General features: G+C 46.4%; 20 protein-coding genes and 1 pseudogene. 9 read left to right on the plus strand and 12 right to left on the minus strand.

Annotated elements, in window-relative coordinates; genetic code table 11:
• Nucleotides 1-5: 5 nt before the first annotated feature.
• The 5 genes and pseudogenes from BLT32_RS08670 to BLT32_RS08690 form a co-directional block, all read right to left on the minus strand.
• Nucleotides 6-908 (minus strand): efflux RND transporter periplasmic adaptor subunit, encoded by a 903-nt coding sequence (locus tag BLT32_RS08670; RefSeq protein WP_053954046.1) that lies wholly within the window; start codon nucleotides 906-908, stop codon nucleotides 6-8.
• Nucleotides 905-2,152 (minus strand): TolC family protein, encoded by a 1,248-nt coding sequence (locus tag BLT32_RS08675; RefSeq protein WP_006955684.1) that lies wholly within the window; start codon nucleotides 2,150-2,152, stop codon nucleotides 905-907. The genes BLT32_RS08670 and BLT32_RS08675 overlap by 4 nt, the downstream gene beginning before the upstream one ends.
• Nucleotides 2,153-2,199: 47 nt before the next feature.
• Complete coding sequence (locus tag BLT32_RS08680; RefSeq protein ID WP_006955685.1) at nucleotides 2,200-2,523, minus strand: hypothetical protein; 324 nt, start codon at nucleotides 2,521-2,523, stop codon at nucleotides 2,200-2,202.
• A 75-nt stretch (nucleotides 2,524-2,598) separates the two neighbouring features.
• On the minus strand, nucleotides 2,599-3,102 hold the full coding sequence (gene lspA / locus BLT32_RS08685) for a signal peptidase II (RefSeq protein ID WP_034818150.1): 504 nt from the start codon (nucleotides 3,100-3,102) through the stop codon (nucleotides 2,599-2,601).
• Nucleotides 3,103-3,980: pseudogene (locus BLT32_RS08690) on the minus strand (cation efflux transmembrane domain-containing protein). It abuts the gene before it with no gap.
• Between the two features lie 94 nt (nucleotides 3,981-4,074).
• On the opposite strand from BLT32_RS08690, the gene cadR reads away from it, so the two are divergent.
• Nucleotides 4,075-4,494 (plus strand): Cd(II)/Pb(II)-responsive transcriptional regulator, encoded by a 420-nt coding sequence (gene cadR / locus BLT32_RS08695; RefSeq protein ID WP_074668950.1) that lies wholly within the window; start codon nucleotides 4,075-4,077, stop codon nucleotides 4,492-4,494.
• 186 nt (nucleotides 4,495-4,680) lie between these two features.
• Here the strand turns inward: cadR and BLT32_RS08700 are convergent, their stop codons facing one another.
• A complete protein-coding gene (locus tag BLT32_RS08700; protein ID WP_006956204.1) occupies nucleotides 4,681-4,866 on the minus strand; it encodes a hypothetical protein in 186 nt (61 codons plus the stop codon).
• 211 nt (nucleotides 4,867-5,077) lie between these two features.
• On the opposite strand from BLT32_RS08700, the gene BLT32_RS08705 reads away from it, so the two are divergent.
• Genes BLT32_RS08705 through BLT32_RS08725 form a run of 5 tightly spaced genes read left to right on the plus strand, consistent with a single transcriptional unit; the run spans nucleotide 5,078 to nucleotide 11,971 of the window.
• Complete coding sequence (locus tag BLT32_RS08705; protein ID WP_053954048.1) at nucleotides 5,078-6,328, plus strand: TolC family protein; 1,251 nt, start codon at nucleotides 5,078-5,080, stop codon at nucleotides 6,326-6,328.
• 3 nt (nucleotides 6,329-6,331) lie between these two features.
• Entirely contained in the window at nucleotides 6,332-7,477 is a 1,146-nt protein-coding gene (locus BLT32_RS08710) for an efflux RND transporter periplasmic adaptor subunit (protein ID WP_053954049.1), read from the plus strand.
• Nucleotides 7,478-7,488: 11 nt separating this feature from the next.
• Nucleotides 7,489-10,686: an efflux RND transporter permease subunit gene (locus tag BLT32_RS08715; protein WP_053954050.1), complete on the plus strand. Its 3,198-nt coding sequence runs from the start codon at nucleotides 7,489-7,491 to the stop codon at nucleotides 10,684-10,686.
• 59 nt (nucleotides 10,687-10,745) lie between these two features.
• Nucleotides 10,746-11,633 (plus strand): cation diffusion facilitator family transporter, encoded by an 888-nt coding sequence (locus BLT32_RS08720; protein WP_053954051.1) that lies wholly within the window; start codon nucleotides 10,746-10,748, stop codon nucleotides 11,631-11,633.
• A gap of 2 nt (nucleotides 11,634-11,635) precedes the next feature.
• The gene (locus BLT32_RS08725) at nucleotides 11,636-11,971 is read left to right on the plus strand and encodes a YnfA family protein (protein WP_053954052.1); all 336 of its coding nucleotides are present in this window, start codon (nucleotides 11,636-11,638) and stop codon (nucleotides 11,969-11,971) included.
• Nucleotides 11,972-12,022: 51 nt separating this feature from the next.
• Here the strand turns inward: BLT32_RS08725 and merR are convergent, their stop codons facing one another.
• Nucleotides 12,023-12,466, minus strand: coding sequence for a mercury resistance transcriptional regulator MerR (gene merR, locus BLT32_RS08730; protein ID WP_011234880.1), 444 nt, complete (start codon nucleotides 12,464-12,466; stop codon nucleotides 12,023-12,025).
• A 74-nt stretch (nucleotides 12,467-12,540) separates the two neighbouring features.
• On the opposite strand from merR, the gene merT reads away from it, so the two are divergent.
• Genes merT through merA form a run of 3 tightly spaced genes read left to right on the plus strand, consistent with a single transcriptional unit; the run spans nucleotide 12,541 to nucleotide 14,663 of the window.
• Nucleotides 12,541-12,891, plus strand: coding sequence for a mercuric ion transporter MerT (merT, locus tag BLT32_RS08735; RefSeq protein WP_011234881.1), 351 nt, complete (start codon nucleotides 12,541-12,543; stop codon nucleotides 12,889-12,891).
• Nucleotides 12,892-12,904: 13 nt separating this feature from the next.
• The gene (gene merP, locus BLT32_RS08740; protein ID WP_034818174.1) at nucleotides 12,905-13,204 is read left to right on the plus strand and encodes a mercury resistance system periplasmic binding protein MerP; all 300 of its coding nucleotides are present in this window, start codon (nucleotides 12,905-12,907) and stop codon (nucleotides 13,202-13,204) included.
• Between the two features lie 55 nt (nucleotides 13,205-13,259).
• Nucleotides 13,260-14,663: a mercury(II) reductase gene (merA, locus tag BLT32_RS08745; RefSeq protein ID WP_053954053.1), complete on the plus strand. Its 1,404-nt coding sequence runs from the start codon at nucleotides 13,260-13,262 to the stop codon at nucleotides 14,661-14,663.
• 142 nt (nucleotides 14,664-14,805) lie between these two features.
• On the opposite strand, the gene BLT32_RS13110 is transcribed toward merA, so the two are convergent.
• The 5 genes from BLT32_RS13110 to BLT32_RS08770 form a co-directional block, all read right to left on the minus strand.
• Complete coding sequence (locus BLT32_RS13110; protein ID WP_268762569.1) at nucleotides 14,806-14,946, minus strand: cupredoxin domain-containing protein; 141 nt, start codon at nucleotides 14,944-14,946, stop codon at nucleotides 14,806-14,808.
• Between the two features lie 45 nt (nucleotides 14,947-14,991).
• Entirely contained in the window at nucleotides 14,992-15,258 is a 267-nt protein-coding gene (locus BLT32_RS08755) for a DUF5676 family membrane protein (RefSeq protein ID WP_034818180.1), read from the minus strand.
• 103 nt (nucleotides 15,259-15,361) lie between these two features.
• A complete protein-coding gene (locus tag BLT32_RS08760) occupies nucleotides 15,362-15,802 on the minus strand; it encodes an EMC3/TMCO1 family protein (protein WP_034818226.1) in 441 nt (146 codons plus the stop codon).
• A gap of 214 nt (nucleotides 15,803-16,016) precedes the next feature.
• Entirely contained in the window at nucleotides 16,017-16,370 is a 354-nt protein-coding gene (locus BLT32_RS08765) for a cupredoxin domain-containing protein (protein WP_011234468.1), read from the minus strand.
• Nucleotides 16,371-16,407: 37 nt separating this feature from the next.
• Nucleotides 16,408-18,669, minus strand: coding sequence for a heavy metal translocating P-type ATPase (locus BLT32_RS08770; RefSeq protein WP_053954054.1), 2,262 nt, complete (start codon nucleotides 18,667-18,669; stop codon nucleotides 16,408-16,410).
• Nucleotides 18,670-18,715 lie beyond the last annotated feature (46 nt).

Here is an 18,715-nt window from a genome sequence, read left to right on the forward strand (position 1 = left end):
TCTCCCTAATCGCTGTGGCCTGCGCCTTGTTTTAGAATGTCAGCCTTTATCAAGTAGCTGTTTTCAACGACATAACTTTCGCCATTCTCAATACCCGATAACACCTCGGTGTATTCACCGTCAGTTCGGCCTAACTCAACTTCCCTGGCTTCGAAACGATTACCCTCTTTAATAAAAACAACGGGGTTATCGTCTAAACGTTGAACAGCATCATTGTTTATCGCCAAGCTCGCGTTAAAGCTGTCTGTAACGACATCCGCTTTTACGTGCATTCCCGGTCGCCAATGCCCCGACTGATTGGGCAACTCGATAAGTGCGCGTGCAATATGTCCGCCAGTCATTTGTGGCGAGATATAAGACACAGTTCCTTCGACGGTTTTATGATGATGCAAGTCGTACACATAGGTCGTTTGCTCTTCTTCTAACGACTCAATGTTCTCCGGGAACGCTGAAAGCTCTACCCAGACCGATGATGGATCCAGGACTTCAAATAATGGCTTTTGCTCAACCACTTCACCAACGTTGGTAAAACGTGCAGTTACCTCTCCGCTAATTGGGCTGATGACTTCAAATGCCGTGCCTGTCGTAACATTCTCAACAACAGCCAGAGTTTGCCCGGCTTTTATGGCATCGCCGATATTGGCCTTTAGTGACGTAACAATACCTTTGTACTTCGCTCCGATATGCACAATATTGTTATTATTGGGGGCTATTACACCGAAAATTGTTTGCTTTACTCGAATGCTTTGAGCGCTCGCTGTTGCCAACGTTAATTTCGCGTTTTCTATTGCTGCATCACTTAAATTGGTATGGGGTGCTTCATGCTCTTCGTGTTCTTTCTCATAAGCCAATGCGGGCAGTGAAAAACTGGCAATGCAGATAATTGTAATCAATGTGTTGAGTTTCATTGTTGTACTCCTAAAAACGGCTGTCCGGTCATGCGCTCTAATTCGATGATGTCGCTGTAAATCGCATGTTTCCGAGAAACTTTTTCGTACTCGAGTTTGGCTAACTCCGTTTGCGCGTCTAACACTTGCAACAAAGAATGCGTTCCGCGTGCGTAACCCTGTTGAGTCTGTTCAAGTAATTGCTCAGATAATGGCATCAGTCGCTGATTTATCTTTTGCAGATAACTTTGGTGAGTTTGCAAACTGTGCACTAGCGATAAAGCCAGTGATTTTAGTTGCTGCCGAACCTGTTTTTGCTGCGCCAGGTTAGACTGATGCAGTAATCGGCTTTGTTTTATGCGACCGACGTTAGGGTCAGTGAACTGCAATGGCATCGATGCCTGGACGATTAAACCTACATCATCGAACTCATTATTGTAGCGAGCCCCGACACCAACGGTAATATCCGACTTTGAGTCCGCTGCTAACGCTCTGGCTTGCGCTTGTAGAAGTTGCTCAGAGTCCAGTAAACGCAAATACTCCGGCGCCCGATTAACAGCCGATAACACGTTGGCTTTTTCCGGGAGGCTTAGCGGAAAAGTAAAGTCTCCAGAGACGCGCGTAAAATTGAGCTCGCCTGCCCACATTGAAGCCAGTTCAGCTTGTTGCTTTTTCAGTTTACCGTTCAACTCGTCAGAGAAAGCGTATTGGCGCTCTAACTGTAATTTAATGCGAATAACCTCGGATTTAGGCACCGCGCCAGCTTCTACACGCTCCTGTGCCACTTTTATCAGTCGCTCAGTTCGCTGAATTTGACGCTCGCTGGTATGCGCGACTTGCTGAAGTTTTAAAATGTCATAGAAACGCTGTGTGGTTTCTGCCAAAACCTCAATTTGACGATACTCAAACTCTGCTCGCTGAGCTTTCTCTTTTTCGGTTGCAGCTTTAACTCGTAACTGCCGTTTGTCCCCTAACTCTATGAGCTGAGAAAAGGATACGGTCAATTCTGAGTTACTGATACCTTCTAGCCGTCCTGAGCCGGCAAAGTTTTCTATTTCCGCAGATACCCTTGGGTTCGCTGAAAACTCAGCCTGCTCTATCAGTGCTCCTGCAGCTCGTATTTTATAATCATACTCCAGTAACTCAGGGTTATTCTTGATCGTTTTTTGTAACGCTTCTTTCAGCTTTAAATCTGTCGTCGCAGCCGTCGCCACAGGCACTAGCGCACCTAAGCAAAAGGCTGCCACGAAGTATAAATACTTCATGTTGCTTCTCCATTAACTTATAGGTTTTAAAAAGTCTAAGTTAACGGTTACGCGTTTGGTGGAGGTACAGGGGGTTGGTGAGTCAGGCTTTGGTCAAAACCTACCGAGTTTGAGTTGGGTGCCAAAATAACAGGCACGGCTGAAATTAAGAGGTTATAACCAGTAATGCAACTAATATGAGGTTGTGTTTGTTGTTTACTATCATATATTGATTTATTTAAGTCTTGATTTTCACGCTCAATTTCTAAGACTAAGTCATACGCAACTCCTGCACTCTTTATTGAAGACTGACTGAAAGTACCAGCCACAGGAGCACAGGCAAAAGAGCTATGAATGAGCACAGTCAGTATTAAAAACCAAGATATTTTCATTCAATTACCCCACTCAATATAAATTCCTAATCCATCCAAAATAAGCTCGGCCATATTAATTATTATACTTACTATTTACTTAGAACCCGGTAGATTCGGTATCATTGAGACCTGCAAGTTGCTTAACAGTAATAGGATAACTCCTAGGGTAATTGCAATATCGGCAATATTAAAAACTGGCAATTGCCACGTTTGCCAACCTAGATGAAGGGAGTCGACAACATAGCCACGAAACAGTCGGTCAATGAGGTTCCCAACCGCCCCCCCAAGAATCAGCCCGTAGCTAATGCCATCCCGTTTACTTACTTTATTAAAGATCAACCTCGTTAAAGCCACAGACATTAGCAGAGCAACCCCAATAAAAAAATAGCGCTGCCAACCTCCACCATTTGAAAGCAGGCCAAATGCCGCACCAGTGTTCCAAGTGTGTACCCAATTGAAAAAAGGGGTCAATGAAATCGAATCACCGTAAGCTATTGATTGCTGCGTCTGCCACTTGATCACTTGGTCAAGGACTACAGTTAAACCAGAAATTAACAGAGAAATATAGGGCGAAAATCCTTTATCAACGCAGGACATTCAGTTCCCCTTCAGTGCAAAAATGCGTCTTGACCCGTTAAGCACGATTAAACCTGCTATGCTACCTATAATAAGATCTGGGTAATTCGACCCGGTCAACGCAACGAGGGTGCCAGCGATGATTACGCCAAGGTTAATCACTACATCATTAGCTGAAAAAATCCAACTTGCTTTCATATGCGCACCACCTCCTCTATGTTTGGAGATAAGTAGAAGACAGATGGTATTGCCAATCAACGCGACAAATGCAATCCCCATCATCGCAAGTGACTCAGGTTCACTCCCGAATACGAAGCGTCTCACAACTTCTGCAAGTACACCCAGAGCCAAAACCAGTTGTAGTACGCCAGCTAGGTGCGCAGCACGTATTTGCATATTAACACTACGCGCTACGGCATAAAGAGAAAGCCCGTAAACTGCCGCATCGGCAAAATTATCTAAAGATTCCCCAATCAAACCAGCAGACTGCCAAAGCAGTCCGGCAGTCATTTCCACCAAGAACAGAAGAGTATTGATGGTGAGCAACCAACACAAGGTGCGGGACTCCTGCTTATCCGAACTTGCCGAAAACTCCTCAGCTTTGATTGCCTCGGAGTCCGCAGCAGTGTCTCTTTCAAGCGAGGCCCCCAAACCTAGAGTCTCTAATTTAGAAGTAATAAAGGCTGTCTCACCATCATGTAATACCTTCAGCCGACGGTTTGACAAGTCGAAGGATAATGAATGAATTTCCTCAAACCCATTCAGGCCAAGCGAATCATTCGTTCTTCTGATGGGCAATCCATTTTTGCTACAGAGTAAACGATGAGCCGTTTACCTGACTCTTCGTAGGCATTTTTTGAGTCGCCATTTGTTCGAACCGTATCAAAGGAACTAGCCATCGTATTACTTACCTTAAATATATAGTTTCACAATTAAAAACTATAAAGTTACTATAAGGTCAAGAAATTACTTAACTAGATAGGAAATTTTCTTATGCGTATTGGTCAACTAGCAGACTTATTAGGAATTCAAACCCAGACAATAAGGTTCTATGAAAAAAAGGGTTTGTTACCTTTACCAGCTCGTAGTTATAACGGATATCGAGTATACACTGAAAAACATTACAAAAGACTTAAGTTTGTATGTAGCTGCAGAGCTATAGGCCTTTCATTATCTGAAACCCGCAGATTACAAGATTATCAAGACAATCCACATCAACCTTGCTCAGCCGTTAATACCCTGATTGATGAACACATAATGCACATACGCTCTCAAATTACTTCTTTGCAAGATCTTGAGAAGCAACTCACTTCAATTAGAACAAGTTGTACTGGCCAAAGCAAAGTTATTGCGTGTACAATTCTTAATAAAATTGATGAAATAGAATCTGTTAGTTGTAACCGAGACGTCTAAATTTCCGGAGGTTACACAACGTACTTACACAATTTTTTAAGGTTGTCCAGCGGAGCTTCGTTAGGCTACTGAGTGTCTAGTGAACTAGTGGCGATTCAGAATGCACTAGTTGAAAACTATTTTTAATTAATGTACCGTTAAGCTGCTTATTTAGAACTGTAGGTAATGATGCTTAGACTCGGATTTTTAATACTGGTGCTTGTTGCTGTTCTGACTCAAATCAGTCAGGCGGTTGCTGATGTGCATCAATCTCACCAGTCCTCTTCTGAGCAACACCTCAATTTTGAGCATGACGAATCCCACATCGATAAGCGCAATCTCCCTAAAAGTGGCGAAATCAGCTTTGACTACCATCATTGCTGTCACTGCCATGGTTCATTTCATTTATATGCCATGAAGGCTGAAAAAACTCTCGCGTTACCACGAATGGGCACAATACGTCTTGGGTATACTGAGTTTTACACTAACCCACTATCATCGCCGCTGTTCCGGCCTCCCATCTCCTCATAGCTGCCTAATACGCTGCTTTAGCAGCGCAAGAAAATCATTATTTTACGCAGTAATATGACTGAGGAGTCTATCTATGGGTCCGTTTTCGACACATAGCAAACGCTTGTTTATTGCCGTAAGTCTGGCAATAAGTTCAAGCTACGCCAATGCACAACAGTTGCCCGAGCAATGGCAAAAAACTGTGCAGCAACACCCCAGTGTTGAAGCCGCTCAACAGCAGGCTGAAGCGCTGATCCAACAGGGCAAACAATTAAATCAGCCTTTGTACAACCCTAGCTTATCGTCACGCTTAGAGCGCGATGGTGACATCAATAATTACGCTGTTGGTCTAAGCCAGACGCTGGACTGGAGCACTCGCAATGAAGCAAGGGCCAGTCAGAGTGACGCCATGACGGCTATGGCAGTGAGTATTTATCGCCAGTCGGCGACATCGCATGCTAAAACTTTGTTGAATGCCTATGTGCAATGGCTGGACGCAAAACAGCGTTACGCACTGGCCGAGCAACAAGAGAAAATCGTTAAACAGGCGATAAGCTTGGTTGCCGAACGACGTAAAGCCGGTGACTTAGGTGCCGTCGACGAACAACTGACGGTACTCGCACTAAGTCGGCAACTGCAACAAACGGCAGCGGCTTATCAACAGCTGCAATCCGCTGAAGCAGAGTTAAACGCTCTGCTAACCACGATTGACGTCGCTCAACTCTCCGTGAATGAGGAGCTATTTAACGTTGAACCTGCGTTAACGGCTCGCTGGCAACAACATCCGGCGTTAAAAGCTGCTTACCTGCAATGGCAATTAAAGCGCGCCGATGTCGACTGGAAACGCTCGTTAACCACCGCCAACCCAACCGTAGGCGTCGAAGCGGGCGAGAACGATAACGAAACAGTAGTTGGCTTATCATTCAGCATTCCACTACAGATTCGCAATAACTACAGCGATGCGGTGCGCGCAGCCAATAGCGAAGCTGTTGCTGAAGAAAAACGTTTGATTGCACTAAGGCAACAATGGCAAGCAGCACTGAAATCGTCTCTTAACAATTATCGTTTTGTGAAAAAACAGTGGCAAAGCTGGCAAAGAGACTTTCAATCTCGGCAGGATGAGTCGATGCAGGTGATTGAACAGTCCTGGCTCGCCGGTGACCTATCCACCACCGACTACCTCACCGCTGTGCAACAGCAGCTCGATAGCCAATTTGCAGGGATAGCGCTGCAAACACAATATCGGTTGGCCGCCATTGAATGGTTGTACCGTTCGGGCGAACTCAGTAAAGCGCTGACGTTATCGCCGTTAAGCCAGCCAACAAACGCAGAGATTGGAGAGTAAACGATGTCAGTAAAACCTTTATACGCAGCAATAGCACTTGCGCTGAGCTTTTCGGTTATGGCGCAGGATGAACACGGACACGACGAAAAAGAAGATACCCACAAGGAAGAAGGCAAACACGAGCAAGGTGAACATAAGGAAAGCTCAGGCGTGGAGCTATCCAGCAAGCAGCTATCCATGGCAGATATCACCACGCGAACCTTGCAAACTCAAGTTATTGAATACCCGGTTTATGCTCCGGGCGAGGTGGTTGCTAACGACTTTAACAGCTATATCGTGAGTCCGCGCATCGACTCGACCGTGCTCAAACGTTTTGTCAGTATTGGCGACCACGTCGAAAAAGGTGAACCTCTAGCCACCCTCTTCAGCGCCACCATGGCGGAGGCGCAAAGTCAGTATTTGGTCACACTTAACGAGTGGCAACGCGTGCAGTCACTCGGCGAGTCAACGGTGGGTGAAAAACGCTTTGTCGAAGCGAAAAACGCCTTTACTTCAGCGCAAGCGCAGCTCAAAGCATTTGGTATGTCAGCCAGTGATATTAAGCGTTTAAGTAAAGCTGACTACCCTATCGGCGAATACCAACTGACCTCAGAAATTGGCGGAATTGTGGTTAGCGATAATTTCAAGCAAGGCCAGCAAGTTAATGCCGGTAATCACTTGGTTGAAGTGCTGCAAGAAGAAACCTTGTGGGTTAATGCTCGTCTACCAGGCTCAGCTGACCTTAGTGTGCAGTTTGGTGATCCTGTTACAGTGAGTGTCGACAATCAGCGCTTTGCGGCAAAAGTCATTCAGGAAGGCCACACAATCGACCATAAAACCCGCAACCGAACGGTACGACTTGCGGTAAATAACGAAAAGGACCAATTACACCCTGGTTTATTTGCGGATGTTTATTTCTCAGTCAAGTCGGATGGACCGGTGCTTGCAGTTAAGGACTCAGCCTTAATGCGGGCATCTGATGGTGACTGGCAGATATTCATTGAGCACGAACCCGGAAAGTTTGAACCGAAGAAAGTCGAATTGGTTGATGAAAAGGGTCCGTGGAAAGTCATTCGAGGCGTTAAGGAAGGCACAAAATACGTAGACAACGGCGCGTTTTTCGTTCGCTCACAAATCGCTAAAGGCGGTTTTGACCCACATAACCACTAACAGGAGGTTGTATGTTTCAGCGCATTATTCAGTTTGCTGTCGCCAATCGCCTGTTATTGGTATTGGCTTTATTCAGCATCAGCATTGCGTCATTTTTTATTATTCCCAAACTTAATCTGGATGCCTTTCCCGATGTTACCAACGTTCAGGTAACGGTAAATACGGAAGCACCAGGATTAGCAGCGCCCGAAGTCGAGCAGCTGATTACCTATCCGATAGAGTCGGTGATGTATGCCCTGCCCGACGTCAAAGAAGTTCGGTCAATCTCAAAAACAGGTTTATCGGGCATTACCGTGGTATTTGACGAGAGTGTCGATATCTACTTTGCCCGGCAACTGGTATTCGAGCGGCTGCAAGCGGCAAAGGAGTTGATTCCAGAGGGAGTCGGCACGCCCGAAATGGGCCCTAACTCTTCCGGTCTCGGCCAGGTTTATCAGTATCTGCTACTTGCCGAGCCGGGCTCTGGTGTCAGTAGCATCGAGCTACGCAGTCTTAACGACTATGTGGTTAAACTGCTACTGATGCCCGTTGAGGGAATTACCGAAGTCTTGTCCTTTGGCGGTGAAGTTAAGCAATATCAGGTTAACCTCAATCCCGCCAAGCTGCTGTCTTACGACCTTACCCAGCAAGATGTGATGAGCGCGGTCAACAAGAATAACGGTAACGTTGGTGGTTGGTATATGCCCCGCGGTCAGGAGCAGTTGGTTATTCGCGGCACCGGCTGGCTGGAAAGCGGTAAAAAAGGCCTGCAACAAATACGACAAATACCGCTCAAAACCGTTGACGGCGTTTCCGTAACACTGGGACAGGTTGCCGACGTCGAAATCGGCAGTGAAATTCGCCAGGGGGCGGTCTCAATGTCGCGTAAAGTCGACGGCGAGGTCAACCAGTTGGGCGAAGTGGTGTCGGGTATTGTGCTCAAACGCATGGGCTCGAATACCAAAGCCACCATCGACGGTATTAAAAAGCGCATTCCGCTTATTCAGCAAGCATTACCCGAGGGTGTCACCTTTGAGCCGTATTATGATCAGGCCGATTTAATACAAAAAGCCGTATCTACGGTCGCGTATTCACTGCTCATTGCCTTTGTGTTTATTATCGCAGTATTAACACTGTTTTTGCTCAACATACGCGCTACTTTTTTAGTGTTACTGTCCATTCCCGTTTCTATCGCCATTGCCCTGATGGTAATGTCCGCGATGGGCATGTCAGCTAACCTGATGTCGCTGGGCGGGATTGCTGTTGCCATTGGTATGCTGGTCGACGGCTCCGTGGTGATGGTTGAAAACATCTTTAAGCACTTAAGTCGTCCGGATAGTGAACACCAAGACGACGCCGAGCAACGCACAGAGCACCGCGACCCGGATCCTCAGGCAGCCAAACTCGATAGTCATGGTATCAAGCTGCGAGTTAAGGAAGCGGCTAACGAAGTGGCACGACCGGTATTCTTTGCCGCCATGATTATCTTGGTGGTCTTTATGCCACTGTTTAGTTTTCAGGGTGTTGAAGCTAAATTATTTGAGCCCATGGCTATCAGTATTATGTTGGCCATTATCTCCGCGGTTTTTGTGGCCATCATGGTTGTACCGGCATTAGCCAGTTACTTTTTCAGTCGGGGTATTAAGCCTCGTGAAAATAAACTGCTTAAACCACTAGATAATGGTTATAAAAGACTATTATCGGTGGCGTTACGCAGTAAAAAGGCTGTTATTACCCTGGCCAGTGTGCTGTTTGTCGGCGCTTTGGTGTTAGTGCCTCGTCTCGGCACCGAGTTTGCGCCTGAGCTAGAAGAAGGCACGATTAATATTCGCGTGACATTGGCCCCCTCTTCTAATCTCGAAACGGCGTTGGAGGTTGCTCCTAAGCTCGAAAAAATACTGATGTCATTTCCAGAAACCACGTATGCGCTGAGCCGTATTGGTCGCGCAGAGGTCGGCGGCGATCCGGAGCCTATCAGTAATATTGAGATCTATGTCGGTGTTAAACCCCAGTCAGAATGGACTACGGCATCAGACCGTTACGCTTTGCAGGAAAAGATGGAAGCAAAACTAGATGATCACCCAGGCTTGTTGTTTAATTTTTCACAACCTATTGCAACACGGGTTGATGAACTGCTCTCAGGTGTAAGATCGCAGCTAGCCATCAAACTATTTGGACCCGAGCTTGACGTGTTGGCCCGTAAAGGCCAGGAAATAGAAAGTGCCGTCAAGCAGGTTGACGGGGCCGTTGCAGTAGCGATGGAGCAAATAAAAGGTGAAGCACAACTGGTGGTTTCGCCGAAACGCCAACAACTCTCACGCTACGGCTTAAATGTCTCCGATGTACTTAGCGTTGTCGACAATGGCTTGGGTGGCGCTTCGGCAGGCCAGATCATTCGCGGTAATGAGCGCTATGATATTTACGTGCGGCTGGCCAAGCAATTCCGCGATACGCCGGAGTCTATTCGCTCGTTACGCTTGTTAACTCCTTCGGGAGCCTGGGTAACCGTAGGCGAAGTCGCCCACGTCGCAATTGAATCAGGACCACCGCAAATCCGTCGTGATGATGTACAGCGTCGCGTTGTGATTCAATCGAACGTTCAGGGTCGTGACATGGGTAGCGTGGTTGCCGATATTCGGAAGGCGATTGACGAGAAGGTGGATTTACCAACCGGTTACTCAGTCGATATTGGTGGCCAGTTCGAAAGTCAACAACGAGCACAGGAGCGCTTGTCCATTGTCGTTCCCATATCGCTGGCACTCATCGCCCTGCTGCTTTATTTTGCTTTCGGCACCATGGGTCAAGCCATGTTGATTTTGGTGAATGTACCGTTGGCAGTCATCGGTGGTATTGTGGCACTCTATGTGTCAGGACAGTACTTATCGGTGCCCAGCGCCGTGGGTTTCATCACACTGTTTGGTGTGGCGGTACTAAACGGTGTGGTTCTGGTCGAAAGTATAAACCAGAGAATAACCGATGGGCATGCAGTTAATGATGCCGTGTTTGATGGCGCATGGTCGCGACTACGCCCGGTATTAATGACGGCAATAACCTCAGCGTTAGGACTCATTCCCATGCTGTTTGCAACCGGCGCAGGCGCTGAAATTCAGCGTCCATTGGCCACCGTCATTGTTGGCGGTTTGGTGTCTGCGACATTGCTAACACTGGTTATCTTACCCGTGCTCTATCCTTGGTTTTCGAAACAAAAAATTAAGGATCTGAGCCGTTAGGGTTCAGCACTTAAGGGGGCGGTTATTGCCGCCCCTTCTACTACAAAGAGGAACGTATTATGGGGCATCACCATAACCATGATCACTCAAAGGACATGCCGTCCAACCGATTAGGGTGGGCATTTGTTCTTAACTTTGTTTTCACCATTATCGAGTTTATTGGTGGCTTTCTTACCAACAGTACCGCCATTTTAGCTGATGCCGTTCATGATCTTGGCGATAGCTTGTCGCTTGGCCTGGGGTGGGTACTTAATAAGCTGGGCAAAAAACAGGCTAACCAACACTTTACCTACGGTTATAAGCGACTCAATCTTGCCGGTGCATTTATTAATGCCGTTGTTTTAATCGCAGGCTCTGCCTGGGTACTTGTGGAAGCGATTCCCAGACTCTGGAACCCTCAAATGCCCATCGCTGATGGCATGATCGCTTTAGCCGTCGTTGGCATTACAGTTAATGGATTTGCCGCTTACAAATTGTCAGAGGGCAAAACGTTAAACGAACGCGTTGTTAACTGGCACTTGCTGGAGGATGTTCTCGGCTGGGTTGCTGTACTTATCGTTGGTATTGTTTTGTTGTTCGTAGACTGGCCAATTCTCGACCCTATATTGTCGATTGGCTTTACTCTATTTATTTTAGTGAATGTGCTGCGCAACCTGTGGGCAACGCTGAAACTCTTCATACAAGCAACTCCGGACAAAAAAACCTACAGACAAGTCGCTGACGCTTTACTGGAGCTACCTCATGTTGCTGACCTACACCATTTGCATTTTTGGTCACTAGACGGCGAGGAGCATGTATTAACCGTTCATTTGGTGTTAACTGAAAATCTTGATATCGAGGCCCGTAGCGACTTAAAACAGCACATCGATAACGTCCTTGCGCCCTATGCTCTAAGCCATACAACGGTAGAACTAGAAGATCCTGATGAAGCGTGTAGGGACAACTGATAATGAGTGCATTATTTTTATTGAAAACGCTCGGGTTATTTATTGCAACCGCAATTGCCGAAATTGTCGGTTGCTATTTACCCTACCTATGGCTCAAAGAGGGCCATTCCGTTTGGTTGCTCATTCCGGCAGCAATAAGCTTAGCTTTATTTGCTTACTTATTAACACTTCATCCAGCGGAAAGCGGGCGGGTCTACGCAGCTTATGGTGGTATTTACGTGTTAACTGCCATAGTCTGGCTGCGAATTGTCGATAAATCGCCACTATCCAATTTCGACCTGATTGGCACGGCGTTTGTGCTAACCGGTATGGGGATTCTTGTGTATGGCTGGCGTTAGCTATAAAGCAATTCAGTTAAAGAACTCCGCTCAAAAGTTTTACTACACAGACTAACGCACCTTATGTTTGTCCGTGGTAGCGTCCTCAACCCCGTCATTAAGCGAGGCCATCAGTGGACAATAGACATCTCCGTGTCCGGCGCTGCATTTTTGCACCAGCTCATTCAACGCTCGTTCAATTTGCTGTAAGTGCGATATCTTTCGACGAACACTGGTGAGCTTTTGCTCCCCAAGCTCCCGTGCCTCATCGCAATGAGCGCCATCTTGCAGAGTTAATAGCTCACCAATTTCATCCAGACTAAATCCAAGCCATTGAGACGCGCGAATAAAATGAAGCCGAGCAAGCGCTTGTTCGTCGTAATGTCGGATCCCCCCATACGGCTTTTCCGGCTCGCTCATTAGCCCTCGGCGCTGATAATAGCGCACCGTTTCCACGCCCACGCCGGCTGTTTTGGCCAGCGTGCCAATTGTCATTACGTTGCGTTTTTTTAACATAGCTATTGCTTCCGTAGTGAGGTACGGGTTTAAGATTAACACATTAAAGCAAAATGCCCGAAGGAGTTACTCTTATGTCAAATTCAAAATCTGGTCGGGGCTCTCTTCTCGCGGGAGGGATCGCAGCGACTCTGGCATCTGCGTGTTGTCTGGGTCCCCTCATATTACTTGCACTCGGTGTATCCGGGGCCTGGATTGGGAGCCTCACAGCACTTGAGCCTTATCGACCCATTTTTATTACCATTGCATTGATTGCCATATTCTTTGCCTGGCGTCGAATATACCGGCGTGCTGATGACTGCAACCCTGATAACACCTGCGCAACGCCAAATGCTCGTAAGAGCTACAAAGTGATGTTTTGGCTCGTTGCGGTGCTTACTTTAACAGCATTGGCTTACCCCTATGTTGTTCCTTTGTTTTACTAGGAGGCAATACACGATGAAAAAAACAATGATAACAACCATTTTATTTTTACTGTTTAGCATGCCCGCATTGGCGGTTGAGAAAACGGTTACGCTATCAGTACCCGGTATGACATGCGTCACCTGCCCAATTACTGTCAAAGCTGCACTTGGCCAAGTTGCAGGTGTGAGCGCCGTCGATGTCCGTTTTGAAGAGCGGGATGCAACCGTGACATTCGACGACGAAAAAACGTCAGTTAAGCAGCTCACTGAAGCAACGACAAATGCAGGATACCCATCAACACTGAAAGCAACGGCACCAAAAAATCAGTCATGAAACATCACAATGCCTTATAGCTGCTGTAAAACTGAAAGACCAAGGAGTAACCGTTATGAGTAATAACAATTTACACATTGCTGTCATTGGTAGCGGCGGCAGTGCGATGGCTGCGGCACTCAAAGCGACCGAGGGAGGTGCCCGAGTGACGCTCATTGAGAGAGGTACTATTGGCGGAACTTGTGTCAATATTGGCTGTGTCCCGTCTAAAATCATGATCCGAGCGGCTCATATCGCCCAACTGCGGCGAGAAAGCTCTTTTGATAAAGGCTTAAGTACTCATACTCTTAAGGTAAATCGATCAGCTCTCCTCGAGCAACAACAGGCTCGGGTAGAAGAACTCCGTGAATCCAAATACCAGAGTATTCTTAGAGAGAATTCCGCCATTACCGTTATTAACGGCGAAGCCCGCTTTATAAACGATGAAACTCTTTCCGTATCACTTCGCGATGGCGGTGAGCAAACGATTTACTTTGACCGTGCTTTTATCGGCACCGGGGCCCGACCCGCACACCCCCCCATCCCCGGCTTAGCTGAAACCCCTTACCTTACTTCGACAAGCGCATTAGAGCTAAATGACATTCCTAAGCGCCTCCTTATTATTGGAGCCTCGGTCGTTGCTCTTGAGTTAGCACAAGCCTTCGCGCGTCTCGGTAGTGAAGTTACTGTTTTGGCCCGCAATCGGGTGTTATCCCAAGACGAGCCTGCCATTGGTGAAGCAATAGCGACTGTTTTTGATCGCGAAGGCATCAATGTGCTTGAGCATACAGAAGCCAGCGAAGTGCGTTACGACGGACAACACTTCATTCTCAAAACCAATGCCGGAACATTAAAAGCAGAACAACTGCTCGTGGCCACAGGCCGTACGCCCAATACGGAAAACCTCGATTTAAAAACCATCGGTGTACAAACTGAACGCGGTACAATAACGATTAACGAGCGCATGCAAACCTCTAACTCAAGAGTATATGCGGCAGGCGACTGTACGAATCAGCCGCAGTTTGTCTATGTCGCCGCCGCAGGCGGCAGCCGAGCCGCTATTAACATGACGGGCGGTGATGCGCATCTTGATCTCAGTGCAATGCCCAAGGTTATCTTTACTGATCCACAAGTCGCCACGGTGGGTTTATCAGAAGCTGATGCTAAAACTGGTGGTTACGTCACCGAAAGCCGCACGTTGGGCCTTGAAAATGTCCCACGGGCATTGGTTAACTTCAATACCCAAGGGTTTATAAAAATTGTCGCAGAGAGTGGCAGCGGCCGACTGCTCGGTGTTCAAGTCGTCGCAGGAGAAGCCGGTGAGTTGATTCAGGCTGCTGTAATGGCGATAAGAGCAGGAATGACAGTCAATGAGTTGGCTGATGAGCTCTTCCCATACCTTACGATGGTAGAAGGCTTAAAATTATGCGCTCAAACGTTTACTAAAGATGTTAGCCAATTATCTTGCTGCGCTGGGTGAGATAACCTAGCTTAACTTCACTGGACAGTTACCAATATTTCGGATTTAGCTGCTGGTTGGTGATAGGTTAAGCTAGTTCAGGAGTGATAATAGTTGTTATAAGCACTTTTTTCTCATTCATATTAGCTCTTATTTGTCTCACTTATTTGACAATAAGTTTTCCTAGATACCTTTGCATCTGACAATGAAAATCGTATTCTCCGGTCTTTAATACTGGCAATTCGATCAACTTTAACTTTTTGGTCGGTAAAGTATCGCTGATCCCCAGATCAGGAATAAGCAAAGTTTCAGAGCAACAGATTTAAAGGCTTCCAGTTTGACAACAATCTCATTTAGCCGTTTTCATTTGTTTATTATATAACGTTACAATTAGCCAGCCAGTAATCATAGCTCCCAAGGACCACCCGAATAATCCCGTAACAAATCCACTAAAACTCAAATGCCACTCGAAACCAGAGAGTTTTCCGTGAACCATGCCTTCTGTTAAAGCCATCATGCTAGAGGGCATAATAAGCACTAGCAAGCTACAAACTCCCCATAAAACTGCGAAAGCACCGCCAGCTGCTAAGCCAAATTTCTTTGCATTAAGTTTCATAACTTCCTCCTTAAAAATACCGTTGTAAATTAGATATATTGAAAAAGTACCGCTACTTGCACACTGCAAGTAGCGGCATTTCCAACGGAGAGCTTAATCTCTACTACATTTCCTTTTTTTCTTCACTCTGATGTTCCATCATCTGCTCCATCATCATTTGCATCATATCCATTCTATGCTCCATCATTTTCATTTTATTCATCATATTCTCTTTGCCCATTTGCTCTGCTTTGTCTCCCTTTTTATGTTCTCCTTTGTTCATGCCTTTATCCATCCCATGGTTCATCATTTGCATTCCCTTCTGCATTGACTTCATGTGTTCTTCCATTAGTTTTTTACGTTTCTTGGGATCGGATTCGCTTTTTATTTTTTCCATAGCTTCGCGCATTTCTTGCATGTGCTCATTCATTGATGTCATTTTTTCATGATGCATCATTCCACTCATTGAACCTGTTTTATCATCACCATGTTTATGCTGTGCATCAGCAAAGACAGGAGAGGCCATTAAAGCTGTGATAGTTAAAGCTGAAAGTACTTTTTTCATTTTATTACCCTCTTGACTATGACCAAATTGTATTGGTCTCATTAATTTTACTTTGTTTCACTATCGTTAAATCTTGGAACCCACGCTGACGTAGATCCCATATAACGGCAGTATTCATCGCCGAATTCTTCAATGCCTTCGATGAAATTGAATTTCATTGAATCTAGCGGAAAACTTTTAAAATTCTCATTGTGACCTGGACGTTTTAAGCCATTTAACCAGCAACGATTTTTCCCCGATACATTTGCATCTGGCAATGAAAGTCATACTCTCCGGGTTCCAGTGCTGGTATTTGAATTGGCTTTAATTTGTTAAAAGGCAACGTTTCACTGATTTCCAGGTCAGGGATAAGCAGAGTTTCAGAGCAAGGCGATTGATCCTTCCGCAGAAACCTGAGTTCAACCGGCTTACCTTCAGGTACGTTTATTCTCGAAGGCGAGTAGGTGCCGTTTTCGACGGCAATCACCCAATCACCTTCTCCCAGCTTCATCTGCTTGGGCGTGTAAAGCCAAAACCACCAGACGATCAGTGCGATCAGAGCGATACCAGCAATATTAATAAATAACATATTTATTCTCCTGAATGCGCCAATGTTAAAAGGTGCATTAATGTTTCTTGGCTTTGAAAAAGCGTAACCGGTTAGCGTTGCTCACTACCGTAAGCGAAGAAAAAGCCATTGCTGCACCTGCAATAACCGGACTCAACAGCATTCCAAAAAATGGATACAGAACGCCTGCGGCAAAAGGAATACCTGCTACGTTGTAAATAAAAGCACCAAATAAGTTTTGTTTAATGTTGCTCAGTGTGGCCTTGCTCACCGCGACCGCATCGGCAAGCCCGTGCAACGACCCACGCATCAATGTAATATCAGCACTTTCAATAGCGACGTCCGTTCCCGTGCCAATCGCGAAGCCTACATTGGCAATAGCTAGTGCTGGCGCATCATTAATACCATCTCCCGTCATGCCAACGATTTCGCCTTCCATCTGCAGCTCCTGAACCTTTTTTGATTTTTCTTCCGGCAGAACTTCAGCGAAAAATTCTTTAATTCCTACTTTTTCAGCAACTGCTTCTGCTGTCGCGCGATTATCACCAGTAAGCATCACTACTCGCACACCGTTATCTTGCAAACGTTTAATGGCGGCTACGGAGTCGTCTTTTATCGGGTCGGCAACTGCAATAATTGCAGCTAACTCATTATCAACGGCAAAGTACATAGGCGTCTTAGCTTCAGCAGCTAAGCCTTGGGCTTTTTCAACAAAGTTACCGAGCTCAACTTGACGTTCACGCAACAGCTTTTCATTACCGAAAAGGAGGGACTTCCCGTCAACTTCTGCCTCCACGCCATGACCAGCGATGGCGTTGAAGTTCGAGACCTTACTTGTCTTAATCCCTCTTTCCCTGGCTGACTCAACTATCGCCTGTGCTAGCGGATGTTCAGAGCCAGACTCAAGTGTCGCTGCAAGTTGCAGTACGGTTTGCTCATCGTACTCACTCGCTACTAATACGTCGGTGACTTTAGGAGAACCAAGTGTAATGGTGCCCGTTTTATCCAGGATCATAGCCGATACTTTCGACGCTGTTTGCAATGCTTCGCCATTGCGAATCAGCACACCTGCCTCTGCGGCTTTTCCTACACCCACCATTACCGACATAGGCGTCGCCAGGCCTAATGCGCAAGGGCAAGCAATAATCAAGACAGTGGTCGCTGATACCACAGCAAAGGCCAGTGCCGGCTCAGGCCCAAAGTTAAGCCAAGCTAGAGCACTGATAACAGCGATAATCATAACGACTGGCACAAAGTAAGCTGAAATAACATCGGCAAGACGACCGATTGGGGGCTTAGAGTTTTGCGCCCGTTTCACCATGTTAATAATTTGAGCAAGTGCTGTATCTTTTCCGACTCTTGTCGCTTGAAACAAAAAGGAACCACTTTTATTTATCGTGCCCGCCACAACGTCATCACCAACTGATTTTTCCACGGGCATGGGTTCACCCGTTAGCATAGATTCATCAACGGTGGTACTTCCCTCTATAACTTTTCCATCAACAGGGATTTTTTCTCCGGGACGAACACGTACTACGTCCTCCTCGAGTACGTCTTCGATAGCGATATCCAATTGTTTATCGTCACGAATCACCCTTGCGGTTTTCGCCTGCAAACCAATGAGACGTTTTATGGCTTCGGACGTGCGCCCACGAGCTTTCAGTTCAAGTGCCAACCCCAGATTGATCAAACCGATAATCATCGCAGTCGCTTCAAAGTAAACGTGACGCGCCATTTCCGGAACTAGGTGTGGAACGATTACAACCACCATGGAATACAACCAGGCTGTACCAGTACCAAGCGCGATCAGCGTATCCATATTAGCGGAATGATTTTTCAGGGACTGCCAGGCACCAACAAAGAAATGTTTGCCAGAGAAATAAAGTACACCTAACGTTAGAATACCTACGACTAACCATGTCACACGTTCTGAGGTAGTGGTAACCGTCATTTCACCAACAAAAAGGCTATAAATCATTAGGGGTACACCTAACGACAGCGCGACGGTCATCTCACGCATCAGTCGCTTATAGTAAGCCCAGTCGGCTTGCTCTTTTTCTGCCAACGCATCATCGCCACTTTGGGAAGTGGCTACTTTAGCGCTATACCCCGCCTTCTCTACCGCTTTCACTAAAGCGCTCGGACTTGCTGTTCCTGTCACACTGACTGTTCGCTGCGCAAAGTTCATCTCTGCATTTTCCACACCGGATACAGACTTTAGTGCACTCTCGATTTTGCCAACACAACTCGCGCAACCGGCTCCCTCGATAATGAGTTCCTCAATGGAACTACTACTAACGTCCTCAGTTTTCACACCCATACAAGTGCTCCTTATTTATGGAAAATTAACCAAATCAGGGCTCTTT

It is taken from the genome of Idiomarina zobellii (assembly GCF_900100855.1).
Lineage (GTDB): Bacteria > Pseudomonadota > Gammaproteobacteria > Enterobacterales > Alteromonadaceae > Idiomarina > Idiomarina zobellii.